Origin of the sequence: Rhodococcus sp. ARC_M6, from assembly GCF_022810305.1 — a bacterium.
GTDB lineage: Bacteria > Actinomycetota > Actinomycetes > Mycobacteriales > Mycobacteriaceae > Rhodococcus_F.
This window is the reverse complement of record NZ_JALGQH010000003.1, coordinates 303,231-320,018: the sequence shown is the minus strand read 5'-3', so window position 1 is coordinate 320,018 and position 16,788 is coordinate 303,231. Positions and strand designations below refer to the sequence as shown.

Sequence of the window (16,788 nt, the reverse complement as noted above, 5' to 3'; positions counted from 1 at the left end):
CCACAAGGAACCATCGTGCCTGACGTTGTTATCTGTGAACCCCTCCGCACCCCGGTAGGCCGCTTCGGCGGCGTCTTCCGTGACATCGCCCCGGAAGACCTAGCCTCCACCCTGATCGCCGAACTCGTCTCGCGCACCGGCATTTCCGGCGCAGACGTCGACGACGTCATCCTCGGACAAGCCTCTCCCGGAGGTGAGGCTCCCGCGATCGGACGCATCGCCGCACTCAATAGCGGACTCGGCATCCACGTTCCGGGTATGCAGGTAGATCGCCGCTGCGGATCCGGATTGCAGGCAATTATCCAGGCAGTCATGCAGGTTCAGTCCGGCGGCAGCGATCTGGTTCTCGCCGGCGGCGCCGAATCGATGAGCCAAGCCGAGTTCTACGCCACCGGAATGCGTTGGGGCATCAAGGGAGAAGCCGTTGCGCTCAGCGACCGGTTGGCCCGCGCCCGCGTCACTGCCGGCGGCCGCGACTTCCCGGTTCCCGGCGGCATGATCGAAACGGCCGAGAACCTGCGCGCCGAGTTCTCCATCAGCCGTGAGGATCAGGATGCACTGGCCGTACAGTCGCATCAGCGCGCCGTCGCTGCCCAGAAGAACGGCGTCTTCGCCGAGGAAATCGTTCCGGTCTCCGTTCCCCAGCGCAAAGGCGACGCGCTTCTTGTCGACACCGATGAGCATCCGCGCGCCGATACGTCGATGGAATCGCTTGCCCGCCTTCGCCCCATGCGCGGAAAGATCAATCCCGACGCCACCGTCACCGCCGGAAATGCGAGTGGTCAGAACGACGGCGCCGCATTGGCAATCGTCACCACAGCAGAGAAGGCACGCGCGCTGGGCCTGCGCCCCCTTGCCCGCCTGGCAAGTTGGAGCGTCGCCGGTGTTCCTCCCCGCACCATGGGCATCGGTCCCGTCCCAGCCTCGGAGAAAGCACTCGGTCGCCTCGGACTGACCCTGGCCGATATGGACGTCATCGAACTCAACGAAGCCTTTGCCGCACAGGCACTTGCAGTTCTCCGCACGTGGAAACTCGAACCCGACGACGCGCGGATCAACCCCAACGGTTCCGGCATCTCGCTCGGCCATCCGGTCGGCGCAACCGGTGGACGAATCCTGGCGACCTTGCTTCGCGAGATGGACCGTCGCGAGGCGCGGTACGGCCTCGAGACCATGTGCATCGGCGGTGGCCAGGGGCTGGCTGCAGTGTTCGAACGCCTCAGCTGACACACTGCGGAGAGCCGCCACCGAACTTATGGCGACTCTCCGCAGGTCATGCGTCGCGGAGGCTGTCCCGCAGCACTTTTCGGTTCAGCTTGCCCACGGCCGTTTTCGGAACCGATTCGGCGAAGACCACGCGTCGCGGTTTTTTGTACGACGCCAACCGCTCGCCGACGTGAGCTACCAATGCCGCCTGCAGCGCGTCATCCTCGGCAATCCCTTCCTTCAGGACCACCACGGCCGTCACCGCTTCCACCCATTTTGCATCCGCGGTACCCACCACCGCCACCTCGCGCACTGACGGATGTGTCAGTAGCGCATCCTCGACCTCACGCGGGTAGACGTTGTATCCGCCGCTGATAATCATGTCCGACGCACGATCCTTGAGGAACAGGAAACCTTCCGCGTCGAATTCACCGATATCGCGGGTGTGTACCCAGCCGTCGTCCGTGAATGTCTCCGCATTGAGCTCGGGCGCGTTGAAGTAGCCGGAAATCGCTGACGTCGAACGGATGACAATCTCACCCGGTTCCCCTTGTGGCACTTCGTTGCCCTCGGAATCGAGCAGTCGAATCTCGACGTCGATGGCCGGCTGACCGCAGGACAGCAACCGTTCCGGGGTGTGATCTTCAGGCCGCAGAACGGCAATGCACAGGGGTGCTTCGGTCTGTCCGTAGTACTGCAGGAACCGATGATGTCCCCAGGCGTCCATCGCTCGTTCGATGGTCGCGAGCGGCATCGGCGATGCACCGTAGATCACAGCTTTCAGGCTGGAGATATCAGCCGTGGTGAAATCCGGCCGTTCGACGAGCATTTGAATCATGGTCGGCACCAAGTTGATTGTGGTGGCCCGATGCTCGGTTATCGACGTCATGAACGTCGACGGATCGAATCCCGGGAGAATCACAGTCTTGCCGCCACGCAGCCAGAATGGAAGGACGAATACTCCGCTCGCGTGAATCAGCGATGCCGCATGCAGCATCGTATCGTCCGGTGTCACCGACACGAGGTTGAGCAACACGTTTCGGCAGATTCCGGCGTAACTACTCTGCGTGTGCTGCGCCGCCTTGAGAGTCCCGGTAGTCCCGGAGGTGAACAGCGTAAGGATGACGTCCTCTGCCTCGACCTCGACGTCCGGAATGGTCGCGGGCATAGTCTGAGCCTGGTCGAGCAGAGAATCCATTCCGCCACTTGGTGTTTCGAGTCCGATGAACGTCCGATCCGGGAATTGCTCGGCAAGGTCTGATGCACGGTCTGCGAGGTCGGGGCCGAACACGATATAGGCACTGTCCGTGTCCTCGAGCATCCTCGAATGCTCGTCGAGCGAGAGCCTCGAGTTCAAGGGTACCCGATTGATTCCGGCCTTCACACACGCAAAATCTGTCGGCACGCTAGCGAGAGAGTTGTTGACCAACAGGGCAACTCGCGATCCATGCCCAACTCCCAGCGCAATCAACGCGTACGCCAACCGGCTACTGAGTTCATCCACTTCGGTGAAGGTCATCGACTGATCGCCGAACACGACTGCCGTGCGCGGTCCATGCTGGCGGGCGCCTCGAACGATCAAATCTCGGGTGATGGGCATCATGTGGCGTTCTCCTCGTTCGGATCGTTGTTTTCGAAGCGGCCGTGGCGTCCGGCACCGGCAGCAAATTCAGCGGCGCCGCGTGCGCCTTCGGCGGCAACAATCGGATTGCCGGCAACACCTTCTGCTCGAAGTGCCTCGGCGAGGGGAAGATCGAAAGATCGATAGGCCGACTCGCGGTCAGCCAGCATGCAGAGCTGAGGAAATGCCGTCAACTGACGCGCGAGTTCCTGTGCCGCAGCCAAGGACTCACCAACCGGAACAACACGATTCACGAGTCCGAAGGACTGCGCTTCCCGCGCATCAACCGGGCGGCCGGTCAAGATCATGTCGAGTGCGCGGCCTTGCCCGACGATCCGGGGCAGTCGCACCGTCCCACCATCGATCAGTGGCACTCCCCAACGTCGGCAGAAAACTCCGAAAACGGAGTCTTCCTCGCACACTCGTAGATCTGCGAGCAAGGACAGCTCCAATCCCCCAGCCACCGCATATCCACTGACAGCAGCGATCAGCGGCTTGGACAGCGCCAACCTGGTGGGGCCCATCGGGCCGGTGCCGCCACCTTCGGGGTGCAGTTCATGCACGCGGGCAGGATCCGAGACAGCAGTCAAATCCGCTCCGGCGCAAAATGTTCCACCCGAACCCCAGAGAATCGCGACTCGCTGCGTGTCGTCGGCCTCGAACTCAAGGAACGCATCCCGCAGTTGTACTGCCATCGGTCCGTCCACTGCATTCTTGCGATCCGGACGGTTCATGACGATGGTGGTGACGCCGTTGTCTCGCTCGACGTAGACATCTCTGCCCGGCTGATCGGAGTCGGTCACGATACTTCCTCACTTCTCACGGTTAAGGTTTCCCAATACCCACCATGCCACTTGTAACAAAATTGGTCAGGAGTTGTCGAAAAGTTGTTACAAATTGATCGAGCGCTGTCCGCCGGCCGAGTTGTCCTGGATCTGGCGACGGCAAGCCCGGAGACCGAATTCAGCACGACAATGCTGACCCGAGCAGGCGAATTGATCGGCGTCACCGCGTCAAGCATCCGGGTGGCGACCGGGCGTCTGTGCAAAGAAGGAAAGCTACGTCGCACAGCCCGCGGAACCTACATCCTCAACCCCGAGGGATTTCCGACCTACGGCGAGGTAGAAGGCTGGCGTACACGTATGGATCGACTCCGGACCTGGGATGGGTCATGGGTCGCCGTCGAACAATCCGCATTGAAGCGAAGCGACCGTACCGCCGCTCGTCGACACGACCTAGCACTCCACTTAGCGGGCTACGCAGAATGGACGCCGACGCTGTCGGTACGTCCGAACAATCTCGACGGCGGCGTCGACAACGCTCGATCTGCACTGCACCGACTCGGCGTGGCACCCGAGTCCACAGTCATGCGCGTCGACTCGTTGACACCCGAAGACGATTCAACCGTGCGTGGATTGTGGAATTCCGACTCCTTGCTCGCCGAAATCGCCGATGCCCGCGAAGCACTGACCATCGCAGAAGAACGCCGATCTTCCGTCAGCCGCGAGGAAGCCGCTCGGGAATCACTGGTCCTCGGCAGCGCCGTGATCGCGGTGATCATCCGAAATCCGCTCTTGCCCGAAGATCTCGAACCCCAGCAACCGCTGAGGGACCTGATCACTCACATGCTCGAGTATCAGGTCGCCTCACGCGAATTGTGGTGGTCACTACTACAGCTCTGACAGTTGTGAGTCAGGCCCGCCGAGCTGCAACAGCCTGCGCCAAACGGTCCAATTGCGCTGCCGTGGTGGACCAGTCGATGCACGCGTCGGTGATGGACTGTCCGTACGTGAGCTCGTCAGCCTTGCCCAAGGTCAGGTCCTGACGACCGGCTTCGATGAAGCTCTCCAGCATGACACCGGCAATTCCCTGCTCACCTTCGGTGAGACGACGGGCGATGTCGTCGAGCACGATGACCTGACGCTCGTGGTCCTTGCTGCTGTTGCCGTGGCTCGCGTCGATGACCACGCGCTCCGGCAGATTCGACTTACGCAGTCGTGCAAGGGTATCGGCGACGGTCTCGGCGTCGTAGTTCGGACCGTCGCTGCCGCCGCGAAGGATGACGTGGCAATCCGGGTTTCCGGCGGTACGGATCAGCGCGGCCTGACCGTCGAGATCGGTGCCGGGGAAGACGTGACTTGCTGCCGCAGCGCGGGTTCCGTCGACGGCTACCTGCACATCACCTTCGGTGGAGTTCTTGATACCAACGGGCATGGACAGTGCGCTGCACAACTGGCGATGCACCTGGCTGGCCGCAGTGCGGGCGCCGATGGCTCCGTAGCTCACGAGGTCTGCGATGTACTGCGGCATGATCGGGTCGAGGAATTCGCAGCCGACCGGCAATCCGAGACTGGACACGTCGAGAAGCAGCTTGCGGCCGATACCGAGACCGGTATTGACGTCGTACGTGCCGTCGAGGTGCGGGTCGTTGAGCAGACCCTTCCAGCCCAGCGTCGTACGCGGCTTTTCGAAGTAGACGCGCATGACGATGTGCAGGTCGTCACGCAATTCTTCGGCTTTGGCGGCCAGTCGACGGGCGTAATCCATGGCAGCTTCGGGATCATGCACCGAGCACGGGCCGACTACGACGATGAGTCGGTCGTCATCGCCGTTGAGAATGTTGATGGTGTCGGCGCGACCGGTACGCACAGTTGCAGCCGCGACCTCGTCGGGAGCGTGCTGAGCACGGATAGTCGCCGGTGAGACGAGCGGACTGATGCTGACAGTGCGCTGATCATCGAGGCTGTCCGATGTGGCTGTGGTGTTGATGGTGACAGTCATGGGGTTTCGGTTTCCTGTTCTCAGGCCGACCCCAGAGGTGAAATGAACTCCAGCGAGCCGGTCTGTAATCCGGCTCTTGGGTGGAGGTTGTCAGCGCATGGTTACGCTGGCAGGCCCACCCGGGGCCGGCCTGCTAAACCAGAAATACACGCGCTGCATGTCGGCCACCATACCTCGAGTTCGAACTTCGGGGGCCGTTCAGGTCGTCGCATCACGATGAAGGCTGTTGCCGACGTCGCCATAGGGCCCTGGGCTGAGATATGACCGCGCCCCGGCGCCATCGACTGTGTCGGTGACGTCCGGGGCATGGAAGGGCGAATCAGCCAAGGTCCGGGTGGCCGACCCAGTCGACAATCGTCCAGCCCTTCTGCGGGCTGCCCTTGAGGACGACGCGGCCGCCGTTGCGTATCGGATCGGTGCCGAGTTTGTCCTTGTCGGCGTTGCTGGCGTTCATCATGGACCAGAACATGATGGTGGCGCCGTGCGCGAAGATCACCGGGTTGGCGCAGTCGCGGCGCTGCACATCGAGCAGTGCCTGATCGACGCGGCCGTCGAACTCGTTGCCGTCGATGGAGCCTGGAATCCGTGCGGTCAGGTCGCCGGAGAGCCACTTGATCGGCGCCTGTAGGTACCCGGACAGTCCCGCGGCTTCCGAGGTGCCCTCGTACTCGCCTGCCTCGATCTCCCGGAAACCGGGCTGAATGTTGAGGCTCAGATCGAGCTTGGCGACGGTCGGTGCCGCAGTCTGCTCGGTACGCACCATGTTTGACGCGAAGGCGCAGTCGTAATTCTCGTCGGCCAACTGGACGGCCAGGTTGTCTGCCTGTGTCCGGCCGCGTGGGGTCAGGTCGGGTCCGGGCACCGTGGTGTCGATCAGGCCGGAGGTGTTACCGGCGGACTCGGCATGGCGCACCAGGGTGATGACCATTTCGTCGTTGCTGCTGCCGGAGCTGCTGCCGAAGCTGCTGCCGAAGCTTCCGAAGTCGATATCGGCGGACGCGACGCCGGTGGTAGCGGTTGTGGCCGCGACCGCGGTCGCCATCACCGCAATGGATAGTCGAAGAGATCGGATTCGCATGGGTGGGAAGGCCTTTCATCGTGGGGAACGCCACTTCAGGTATGCCGAAGAACCGAAACTTGGAGTGTCGGATCTCACACAACCAGCTATTTGCCAGAATCGGTTACGGGTCTCCCATTCATCGGGAAATCCCTCGCGCACCGGACCGCACGCAGGCGAAAACCACCAGGAGCGGAGGTGCGAGCGGCGTCTGGTCAATTCAGCACCCCACCGACGCATCAGATGAGACTCATCCTCCGAGTTGAAAAACCTTGCGGCCCTGACGAACCCCATTGATCTGAATTTCGATGCCGTGTTCTCCGGCGTAGTACTTTCGGGTGCTGATCGGCCTGAACGAGTGACGCTTTCCGATTGCAATGGCGATTCCCGGAGCAAGTGTTCGGGTAGCCAACTTGAATACCTTCGGAGTGGTAAGACCGTTGGCCTTCACATGGTGGACCACGTAATCGATCACCACCGTAACCTCGCCCGCACCCTGATTGGTGAGGACGAAGTCGAAGGAAAGATCGCCACCAGCGGCTACGGCGTCTCGGTCGAGAACGAAGTCCGCGACGACAACATCTGTGGGTGGCGCAAAACCGAGCAACGCGAGAGCATCCGCATCGCCGGCTTTCACCAGGCTTCGGAGCGCGTGACGGACAACCTTCGGCGTTGCTGGATCTGCATCGCCGAGCCAACGTTTGGCGACCGACACCGCCAACACAGGATCGATCCGACTGAGATCGTTGAGGTGGTTCGCGACCGATCGCCTCACGTACTCGGACTCGTCCCGATACAACGCGTCGAGAATCGCAATCGTGGACTCCGGCCGCGCTGTCAGTGCCTTCACCCGCCGACCCCACGGCAGACGTGTCCGCGTTCCCTCGCTGGCAAGGCGTCGAACGTGCTCGTCCTCGCGATCAGTCCATCCGAGCACTATCTCCAACGCTCGCTCGAAATCCGCGTCGAGGAACGTTCGAATCGCAAATTCACCGGTCAGACGAGAAGTCAGCTCGGCAAGGAGCGCCATTCCGTCGTCGAATCCGTCAGGGTCTTGTGTTGCCGACACTGCGACGGCTTCTGTGACCGGCCAGATCATCCACCCGGTGAACGCGTCCTCGGCCAAGGCGGCGCGAATGATCTGCGCGAAAGCCGAATAGTCGTCGGGAAGCTCGTTCAGCATCGCATCCCGGACAACACGCGTGCGTTCGCTCAGGCTCAATCCTCCGAAACCCGCGGCCGAGCCTCGCACGCCGTCCAGACGTTTTCGCCCCGTCGCGCGTTCGAGACAACGTGCCAAGTCCGCGACTACAGCCGTTCCGAGTAGTTCATCTGCGGTCGGCATCAACACCACGCCGTGAGTTGGTCGGTCATGCGGGCAGAGTACGTCCAAGGTCCGACAACCTTCGCCGTAAACCCATGACAGTTGTCATGGGCAAAAGGTGACGGACAGCCGAGGAACAACTCTCCCCCGCACGACAGATTGAATCTATGACCTCAGCACACGCACTACAGACACAATCGAGAGTCTCGGCGGGTGACGCAGTCCGGTTGACCGGAGTCCGGAAGGAGTTCGGTTCCGTTGTCGCCGTCGACGGTATCGACCTGAGCATCGAACCCGGCGAGATCGTTGCGTTCCTCGGTCCCAACGGCGCCGGAAAGACAACCACGGTCGACATGATTCTCGGGCTGTCTCGGCCCACATCGGGCAAGGTAGACGTTTTCGGGATGCCACCTCGTGCCGCCATCGCGCGGGGACTCGTTTCCGCTGTCATGCAAAGCGGCGGATTGCTCCCCGAGTTGACCGTTGCCGAAACCGTCGCCCTGACCGCGAGCCTCTACGCCCACTCTCGTCCGGTCGACGACGTCCTCGACCGGGCCGGAATCCTCGATATCTCCGGGCGACTCGTGAAGAAGTGCTCCGGTGGTCAGCAGCAGCGCCTCCGGTTTGCGATGGCACTTCTGTCGGATCCGCGGTTGTTGATTCTCGACGAACCGACGACCGGAATGGACGTGGAAGGTCGACGAGACTTCTGGTCGGCAATCCGGGCAGACGCCGACCAAGGTCGCACCGTGCTGTTTGCAACGCACTACCTCGAGGAGGCCGACGCGTATGCCGACCGAATCATTCTCGTTCGGCACGGCCGGATCGTGGCGGACGGAACAACGTCGGAGATCAAATCGATGGTCGCAGGGAGGACGCTGCGAGCGCACATCCCGAATCTGGACAAGCAAGCCCTGCAATCGATTCCGAACTGCGATTCGATCGAGCTGAACGGCGACACTCTCGTAGTCCATTCCCGGGACACCGATTCCGTCGCACGCTACCTGCTCACACACACGCAAGCCCACGACCTCGAAATCATCTCGCACGGACTCGAAGATGCGTTCATCGCGCTCACCTCCGACACCACCGACGGACAATTGTGATGACCCGAGTTTCCGAAACCTCCACTTACCGAGAAGATCGCGCCGTTGCACCACTAGGCGGTTTCAATACAACCCTGCTGCGCATCGAGTTTCGGCGCTTGACCCGCAATCGACGGACGATGATCTTCACACTGATCATGCCGGTCGTGTTCTATCTCGTTTTCGGTCCGGGTCAGGGAAACGAGGATCACGGTATCGAACACGGAAATGTCGCTGCCTACATCATGATCAGTATGGCTCTGTACGGCGCGATGCTTGCCACGACCAGCGGGGGCGCAATGGTCTCCATCGAGCGCGCGTCGGGCTGGAGTCGCCAACTGAGGTTGACCCCACTGACACCGGTGGCCTATGTCGTCGTCAAACTGATCATGGCGATGACACTAGGTCTGATCTCCATTCTCGTTGTGTATCTCGCAGGTTCCTTCACCGGCGCACAGATGGACGGATCACTCTGGTTCACAACAGCATTGATCGCTTGGCTAGGTTCTGCCATCTTTGCTGCATTCGGCTTGTTCATGGGCTATCTACTGCCAAGTGAAAATGTCATGCAGCTTCTCGGCCCCGGTTTGGCGCTGCTGGCCTTCGGCGGCGGGCTCTTCGTGCCCTTGCAAGACGGTTCGGTCTGGGCAACCATTGCTCAATTCACTCCGATGTTCGGCATCAACGCGCTGGCACACGCACCACTGACCGGCAATTCCCTTCACTGGACCTGGATCGCCAATATCCTGGTGTGGTTCGCCATCTTCGCCGTCGGCGCGGTCTGGCGATTCCAGCGAGATACGGAGCGTGTGTAGTTGTCCGAGACCAGCCACCGAGGCGATTCCGTCGCACCACCGCGATGGAATCGTTTCGGCATTCTGTTTGCCGCCGTCTGGATGGTCTTTCTCGGTGGCCCGCTCATCGAAGGGTGGAATCACCGCGACGAACTGCGTGGTTGGGCGGGCATTCTCGCCACGCTCGGATTCAGCACGCTGTATCTCCACACCTTTTACAGAGTTCAGCAGCGTCGTCGGATGACAAGTACGGAGCCGACGCTTCTCTGGGCCGCCTTCACGCTGGCGGGACTGACAGCGCTCGCTGGTGTGATGATCATCAGCGTCGGGCCGACCGGCCTTGCCGCTGCGCCCTACCTCGCTGTCACCGCCGTGACCATGCTGCCGACCGTGGCCGGCGGCGTCTTCACATTGATATTTGCGGCGTCAGTGGAAATCGTCAGCGCTTCAGCCGGATGGGGAAACTATTCCGGCCTGTCACTCGGAGTGTGTGCCGCCGCTTTCGCCACGTGGGGCGTGATGTCCCTCATCAGGCGCAATTTCACGATGCTCCACGAACGAGAGGAGCAGGAAAGGCGCGCTGTCATGGAGGAACGGGCAAGAATGGCCCGTGATCTTCACGACATCCTGGGGCACTCACTCACAGTCATCACCGTGAAAGCCGAGCTGGCCAACCGATTGCTCGACATCGACATAAACCGGGCCCGAAGTGAACTCGACGATCTCGAGCGCCTTTCCCGCGATGCGTTGGCCGATGTGAGATCAGCAGTCGACGGATTTCGCACTATCTCGCTTCCGATGGAGATAGCCCGTGCTCGCGAGGCCTTACGCGCCGCCGGCATCGAAGATCGCACTCCGAACAGCACGGAAATGGTTCCCGGTCACCTGCGAGAGTTGTTCGCCTGGACAATTCGTGAAGGCGTCACCAACGTCGTACGCCACAGCGCCGCAACACAATGCACAATCACAGTGGACGCGAACAGCGTTGAAGTTACCGACAACGGTGTCGCTTCGGGGCGTACGACAACCGGCAACGGGCTGACCGGCCTACGTGAACGTGCAGCATCCGCCGGAGCACGCGTCATCATCACGAGCCCATCGCCACAAGGTTTTTCGCTACAGGTCCTGGACCAGGAGACAACGTGACGATCCGCCTACTGCTCGCAGACGACCAAGCTCTGGTGAGAGGAGCACTTGCCGCACTTCTCGATCTCGAATCCGATCTGACAGTAGTTGCCGAAGTCGGCCGCGGCGACGAGGTGGTGGCAGCAGCGCTCGAGCACCAACCGGATGTGGCATTGCTCGACGTGGAAATGCCGGGGATGGATGGCATTGCAGCCGCTGCGGCACTGCGCGACGCGGTACCGACGACACGCGTCCTGATTGTCACCACCTTCGGACGCCCGGGGTACCTCAGGAAGGCACTACGAGCCGGGGCAACTGGGTTCGTCGTCAAGGACACTCCGGCACGCCAACTCGCAGACGCGGTACGACGGGTGCACGCGGGATTACGCGTCGTCGATCCGACGCTGGCAGCAGACAGCCTGATCAGTGGAGAATCTCCCTTGACCGAGCGCGAGACCCAGGTCTTGCGAGCCGCCCAGACCGGCGCGCCCGTAGCCACCATCGCTGCAGAACTCTTTCTCACTGCCGGCACCGTTCGCAATCACCTGTCATCCGCGATGGGCAAGACCGGTGGCACCACGCGCGGGGAGTCCGTTCGGATTGCGAACTCGAACGGATGGCTTTGACCAGACATATGATCGAGCAATTCCGTCGCAATTGACTAGTCGAGATCCCTTCGTTGAGCGACGGCCGAAAATTCACGTATCCTCAACGTGGTTCCGCAAACTAGCAAGACATTGCCGCCCAGGGAAGGCTTGGCTCACGACCTGGTTATGATGCAGTTACCGATAGGTCCGGGGCGGGCGATACGGGAGGGACGGGGGTAATGGTGCACAGGTTCAGCCAACGATTGAATTCGTTGTTCGAATCCGCTCCTAGCCACGTCACCAATGCACTGGTGGTACGAAGCATGACCGAACACGGCTGCCGAATTTCGACGCCCTATCTGTCACAACTCCGAACCGGCGTCCGTACCAATCCGTCACCTGAAGTCGTTGCTGCCCTCGCCGAATTCTTCGACGTAAACCCGGACTATTTTTTCAGCCCATCCCAGCAATTGCCGTTCGTCTCCAGCGGCGATGCCGATCATTCATTGCTGGAACAGCTTCACAACGATCGTCTGCGCAACCTGGCGTCGCGCGTCATCGACTTGTCTCCCGCATCGCAGGCTTTGCTCGTCGAGATGGCAGAGAACCTCCGATCATCCGAGAACCTGCCCCGCGTACCTCCGGACTCCAGCGCCTACACCTGGCGAACGTAGTGGCTTTCACTCGTGCGACGTGCGAACACTCCCTTCCATTTGCGGTGTCCTATGCTGGGCGATGCAGCTGGTTCGCCTGGCACGGTAATGAGGAGCCCCGAAGACCGTTCCCGGCGTCGAAGCTCCATCAGCTCACGCTGACGGAGTGAGAGGGAACCTGGTGAAAATCCAGGACTGTCCCGCAGCGGTAAGCAGGAACGACCGCCGTCTACATGCACTGGGCATCTGTCTGGGAAGCGACGGCCAGTAGGTTCGATCATTGTCGATCGGGAGCCCGCGAGTCCGAAGACCTGCCGACTGTGTCGGGCACGCCGTGCCCGACGGTCCACCGCCTCGAGGAATGGGCGAGTAGATCTCAGAGAGGCCGCACGTTTAATGCGGCCCGGTGAGGTGTACCCGTCTGCCGGCAGTGGCCATCAGTGCATTGGCAATCTGGAGAAATTCCGTGACAACTACATTCACCGCGACCGTGCTGGGCTCACCGCGCATCGGTCCTCATCGCGAACTCAAGCGGGCAACCGAAAGCTACTGGGCAGGGCGTATCGACGCCGATGCTCTGCAGCGTGTGGCCCGTGATCTGCGCCGGCAAGGGTTGGCCGACCTCCGTGACCGCGGCCTCGACTCAATTCCGGTCAATACGTTTTCTTTCTACGATCAGATGCTCGACACCGCAGCGCTTCTCGGCGCTCTCCCCGAACGAGTGGCCTCTGTTACCGACCCCTTGGATCGATATTTCGCCGCAGCGCGCGGCACTGACACGATCGCTCCGCTCGAGATGACCAAGTGGTTCGACACCAACTACCACTACCTGGTTCCCGAGATTTCACCATCCACTACGTTCGCACTCGATCCTTCCAAGGTACTCACCGAACTCGCAGAAGCACTTTCCGACGGCATCCCGGCGCGCCCGGTCCTCATCGGACCCGTCACCTTCCTGTTGCTCTCGAAGGCCGTCGGAACGGACGAACCGCTTCTCACACGTCTCGACGAACTCTTACCGCTCTACGGGGATCTGCTCGGCAAGATCGCCGACGCCGGCGCGACATGGGTCCAGATCGACGAACCCGCTCTCGTCGGCGATCGCACCGACGAGGAGATCGAAGCAGCACGGGCTGTGTACGAACATCTTTCGTCACTCGACCGCCGTCCGGCAATCCTCTTGGCCTCGTACTTTGGTTCTCTGGGCGACGCATTGCCTGCACTCGCATCCACCAATGTCGAAGGTTTTGCGATCGACCTTGTCGCTGGCCACGATTCAATCGGTTCGGTGCCGGAGCTGACTCGCAAGTTCGTCGTCGCCGGAGTTGTCGACGGCCGCAACATCTGGCGAACCGATCTCGATTCCGCATTATCGACGCTGGGATCACTACTCGGCAGCGTCGACAAACTCGCAGTTTCCACCTCGTGCTCGCTCCTCCACGTTCCCTACTCGCTCGACGCAGAACCTGGCCTGGACAGAGCACTTCGTTCATGGCTTGCCTTCGGTGCCGAAAAGGTCCGGGAGGTAGTCACACTCGCGACAGCAGTGAACGAGGGTCGTGAATCCGTCGAGGATGATTTCGGACTGGCACGCGCTGCAGCCTCTACGCGCAAGGACGACAGGCGGCTCAACGACTCAGCTCTCCGTGGGCGCCTCGACGCGGTACTCCATTCGGCCACGGGTCGCGCCCCGGCAGCCGAACGACGCAAAGTGCAGGCCGAATTACTCTCCCTCCCTCCGCTTCCCACGACCACCATCGGATCGTATCCCCAGACGTCGAAGATTCGGGTGGCGAGGGCGGCACTGCGAAAGGGTGAGATCGACGAGATCGCGTACGTCGATCGCATGCGCGCCGAGATCGCGGATGTAGTTGCTCTGCAGGAGAAGCTGGACCTCGATGTGCTCGTTCACGGTGAACCTGAGCGCAATGACATGGTGCAGTACTTCGCCGAACAACTCGAAGGATTCTTCGCAACCGCCAGCGGCTGGGTTCAGTCGTACGGAACACGCTGCGTGCGGCCGCCGATCCTCTACGGCGATGTCTCGCGTCCGAAGCCGATGACCGTCGACTGGATCACGTACGCACAATCCTTGACCGACAAGCCGGTCAAGGGAATGCTCACCGGACCCGTCACTATTCTGGCGTGGTCGTTCGTTCGTGACGATCAGCCGCTGTCAGAATCGGCCAACCAAGTAGCACTGGCGATTCGAGACGAGACCGTCGATCTGCAAGCCGCGGGAATCGGGATCATCCAGGTCGACGAACCCGCCCTGCGTGAACTTCTCCCGCTTCGTGCCGCCGACCAACCCGCATACCTGGACTGGTCGGTGGGATCATTCCGCTTAGCCACTTCGGGAGTGGCGGACTCAACCGCCATCCATACGCACCTGTGCTATTCGGAGTTCGGCGCAGTAATCGGCGCGATCGCCGGCCTCGACGCCGACGTCACCTCGATCGAGGCCGCCCGCTCGCACATGGAGGTACTCGACGACCTCAGCGCCGTCGGATTCGATCTGGGCGTCGGCCCGGGTGTCTACGACATCCATTCACCGCGCGTCCCGAGCGTCGACGAGATTGCCTCCTCGCTGCGCAAAGCGCTCGAAGCCGTTCCGGTGGAGCGACTGTGGGTCAATCCGGACTGTGGTCTGAAGACTCGCGGTCCCGTTGAGGTGGAAGCTTCGCTGCGTAATCTCGTCGAGGCCGCAAAGCTAGTTCGAGCAGAACTGTAGGGCCTTCGCCCCTGTGCGCCTTTCTGGTAGTGGGCACTACCAGAAAGGCGCACGATGGTCAGTTCAACCAGGTATTGCCGAAGAGCATGATGCCGTCCACGCTCGGTGTCACGCCGTGCACGTTCTGGCCCCACGCAATGAACACCTTGCTGGAGTTGACTACCGCCATCGGAGCAGTGTCGTTGACTAATTTCTGGATGTCGTCGAGGACAGCCTTGCGCTGGTCGACACCCGCTGCAGCCTGCAACTGGCTCAACAACTGGTCCATCTGAGGGTTCTTGTACCCCAAGATGTTTGACGGCGATTCACTGAACAGGTTGCCGTACATCCGCGTGTACGGAGACTGCTCCAAGATATTGAACCCCGTGTACGAGATATCGAAATCATGTTTTGCGAACTGCCGGGAGATCAAATCGTTGATACTGGTGGCGTAGGAGATGTCCACGGTGAAACCGACTGCCTGCAACATCGATTGGAAAGCCAGCGCACTTCGTTGCGTCCCTGGATCATTCATCCCAACGTAGGTGAGCTTGCCGTCGTAACCGTCAGCTTTTGCCTCGGCCAGATACTTCTTTGCAGCCTCGGGATCGTAGCCGTTGCCCGGTACGGATCCGTGCCACTTGGACCACGGCGCAAACATGTCGGTTCCCGGCGCCCCGAATCCGCCTTGAACTCGCTCGTTGAACGAATTCGGATCTACTGCAGCAACAATCGCCTGACGGACACGTACGTCCTTTGCCGCGCGGTCCTCGCGCTGGTTGATGGCCAACACACCGGCCATGCTCGCCGACGTCACAAATCCAGGATCGCCGGCCTCGAGAGCTTCGTGCATGTAGTCCGGAGACCGCAGATACGCAACCTGAACGCCGTCCGTGTGTAGACCTTCGAGTTTGGCCTGCTCGTTCACAATTGCCGGGAAGCGAAGCTTCTCGAGATACGGTGCGCCATCCCAGTACGTCGGACGAGCCGCAAGAACGAGTTCGTCCTGAGATGCGAACTTCTCGACTGTGAACGGCCCCGCTCCGACGGGAGCAAAAGTACCGGTAGCCATCGATGACGGCGCGACGATCATGCCGGGACCGGTGGTGAACATAATCGGGAACTCGTCCCACGGCTGAACGAGCGTGAACACGATGGTGCTCGAATCAGGTGCATTCGTCTCTCGCACAGTCGTTTTCCAGACCTGCGAGTGAGTGCCCTTCTTCTGCAGGTAGTGGTCGATGCTCCAGAGAACAGCTGCACTGTCCACCGGGGTACCGTCGCTGAACGTGGCACCGTCTCGGAGCTTCAGCGTCCACACGGTGTTATCAGCGTTCGCGGACAAAGACTGCGCCAACTGCGGAACATATTGTCCGGCTTCGGTATCGAAGCGCATCAAGAGGTCGTAGATTGCGGCCATTTCACTGCCGCCGGAAGCCCCACCGTCCTGCCGATCTGCTGGATCGAGGCTACTGATTCCGTTGTAGGTCGCAAACGACACCTCACCGCCGGACTTCGGATCCCCGCCGTCGCCTTGATTGCCGACGACGCCGATCGTGACGTCCGACGCATCCGTCGTCTCGCCGCCACTGTTACCGGCGCAGGACGTCACGACGAGTGCTGCCGACGCGAGTACAACCATCCAGATTCGAGCACGAACCCCGTACGAGCTTCTCATTCGACCTACTTTCAGCTTCCCGGATTCTGGCTCGTCACAGCCGTCCACCCCAATTGGTCATCGGTCCATTGATAGACGACCGCCGCCGTTTCTGTATGCGAATTCTAGAAATTGACCGAATCATGCAGATCTGAACCAATGGCCAGCACATCAGGAATTGCTGCCAA

Annotated in this window: 14 protein-coding genes and 1 riboswitch; of the genes, 8 read left to right on the top strand and 6 right to left on the bottom strand. The window is 61.0% G+C overall.

The window, feature by feature from the left end; genetic code table 11:
* Positions 1 to 15: 15 nt before the first annotated feature.
* The gene (locus MTX36_RS06650) at positions 16 to 1,227 is read left to right on the top strand and encodes an acetyl-CoA C-acetyltransferase (RefSeq protein WP_243618931.1); all 1,212 of its coding nucleotides are present in this window, start codon (positions 16 to 18) and stop codon (positions 1,225 to 1,227) included.
* Between the two features lie 46 nt (positions 1,228 to 1,273).
* On the opposite strand, the gene MTX36_RS06645 is transcribed toward MTX36_RS06650, so the two are convergent.
* Both MTX36_RS06645 and MTX36_RS06640 read right to left on the bottom strand, forming a co-directional pair.
* Positions 1,274 to 2,809, bottom strand: coding sequence for a class I adenylate-forming enzyme family protein (locus tag MTX36_RS06645; RefSeq protein ID WP_243618929.1), 1,536 nt, complete (start codon positions 2,807 to 2,809; stop codon positions 1,274 to 1,276).
* Positions 2,806 to 3,630 carry a crotonase/enoyl-CoA hydratase family protein gene (locus MTX36_RS06640; RefSeq protein ID WP_308198201.1) on the bottom strand — a complete coding sequence of 275 codons (825 nt, stop codon included), beginning with the start codon at positions 3,628 to 3,630 and terminating at the stop codon, positions 2,806 to 2,808. The genes MTX36_RS06645 and MTX36_RS06640 overlap by 4 nt, the downstream gene beginning before the upstream one ends.
* An 84-nt stretch (positions 3,631 to 3,714) precedes the next feature.
* On the opposite strand from MTX36_RS06640, the gene MTX36_RS06635 reads away from it, so the two are divergent.
* Positions 3,715 to 4,509, top strand: coding sequence for a hypothetical protein (locus tag MTX36_RS06635; RefSeq protein WP_243618927.1), 795 nt, complete (start codon positions 3,715 to 3,717; stop codon positions 4,507 to 4,509).
* Positions 4,510 to 4,519: 10 nt separating this feature from the next.
* Here MTX36_RS06635 and MTX36_RS06630 read toward each other — a convergent pair whose 3' ends face one another.
* The 3 genes from MTX36_RS06630 to MTX36_RS06620 all read right to left on the bottom strand — a co-directional run bounded on the left by MTX36_RS06630 (position 4,520) and on the right by MTX36_RS06620 (position 8,010).
* Positions 4,520 to 5,608 (bottom strand): 3-deoxy-7-phosphoheptulonate synthase, encoded by a 1,089-nt coding sequence (locus tag MTX36_RS06630; RefSeq protein WP_243618926.1) that lies wholly within the window; start codon positions 5,606 to 5,608, stop codon positions 4,520 to 4,522.
* A gap of 319 nt (positions 5,609 to 5,927) precedes the next feature.
* Positions 5,928 to 6,650: a histidine phosphatase family protein gene (locus tag MTX36_RS06625; protein WP_243618924.1), complete on the bottom strand. Its 723-nt coding sequence runs from the start codon at positions 6,648 to 6,650 to the stop codon at positions 5,928 to 5,930.
* Between the two features lie 265 nt (positions 6,651 to 6,915).
* On the bottom strand, positions 6,916 to 8,010 hold the full coding sequence (locus tag MTX36_RS06620) for a DNA alkylation repair protein (protein ID WP_243618923.1): 1,095 nt from the start codon (positions 8,008 to 8,010) through the stop codon (positions 6,916 to 6,918).
* 146 nt (positions 8,011 to 8,156) lie between these two features.
* Here MTX36_RS06620 and MTX36_RS06615 point away from each other — a divergent pair, with 146 nt between their 5' ends.
* From MTX36_RS06615 to metE, 6 genes are all read left to right on the top strand, one after another.
* Entirely contained in the window at positions 8,157 to 9,095 is a 939-nt protein-coding gene (locus MTX36_RS06615) for an ABC transporter ATP-binding protein (protein ID WP_243618922.1), read from the top strand.
* Positions 9,095 to 9,889: an ABC transporter permease gene (locus MTX36_RS06610; RefSeq protein ID WP_243618920.1), complete on the top strand. Its 795-nt coding sequence runs from the start codon at positions 9,095 to 9,097 to the stop codon at positions 9,887 to 9,889. The genes MTX36_RS06615 and MTX36_RS06610 overlap by 1 nt, the downstream gene beginning before the upstream one ends.
* Positions 9,890 to 11,014, top strand: coding sequence for a sensor histidine kinase (locus tag MTX36_RS06605; protein ID WP_243618918.1), 1,125 nt, complete (start codon positions 9,890 to 9,892; stop codon positions 11,012 to 11,014).
* Complete coding sequence (locus tag MTX36_RS06600; protein ID WP_243618916.1) at positions 11,011 to 11,619, top strand: response regulator transcription factor; 609 nt, start codon at positions 11,011 to 11,013, stop codon at positions 11,617 to 11,619. The genes MTX36_RS06605 and MTX36_RS06600 overlap by 4 nt, the downstream gene beginning before the upstream one ends.
* A gap of 200 nt (positions 11,620 to 11,819) precedes the next feature.
* Entirely contained in the window at positions 11,820 to 12,254 is a 435-nt protein-coding gene (locus MTX36_RS06595; RefSeq protein ID WP_243618914.1) for a helix-turn-helix domain-containing protein, read from the top strand.
* Between the two features lie 111 nt (positions 12,255 to 12,365).
* A riboswitch (cobalamin riboswitch) is annotated at positions 12,366 to 12,567 on the top strand.
* 132 nt (positions 12,568 to 12,699) lie between these two features.
* Entirely contained in the window at positions 12,700 to 14,964 is a 2,265-nt protein-coding gene (gene metE / locus MTX36_RS06590; protein WP_243618913.1) for a 5-methyltetrahydropteroyltriglutamate--homocysteine S-methyltransferase, read from the top strand.
* A gap of 58 nt (positions 14,965 to 15,022) precedes the next feature.
* Here the strand turns inward: metE and MTX36_RS06585 are convergent, their stop codons facing one another.
* Positions 15,023 to 16,621, bottom strand: a complete 1,599-nt coding sequence (locus tag MTX36_RS06585) for an ABC transporter substrate-binding protein (RefSeq protein ID WP_243618912.1) — start codon at positions 16,619 to 16,621, stop codon at positions 15,023 to 15,025.
* Between the last annotated feature and the right edge of the window lie 167 nt (positions 16,622 to 16,788).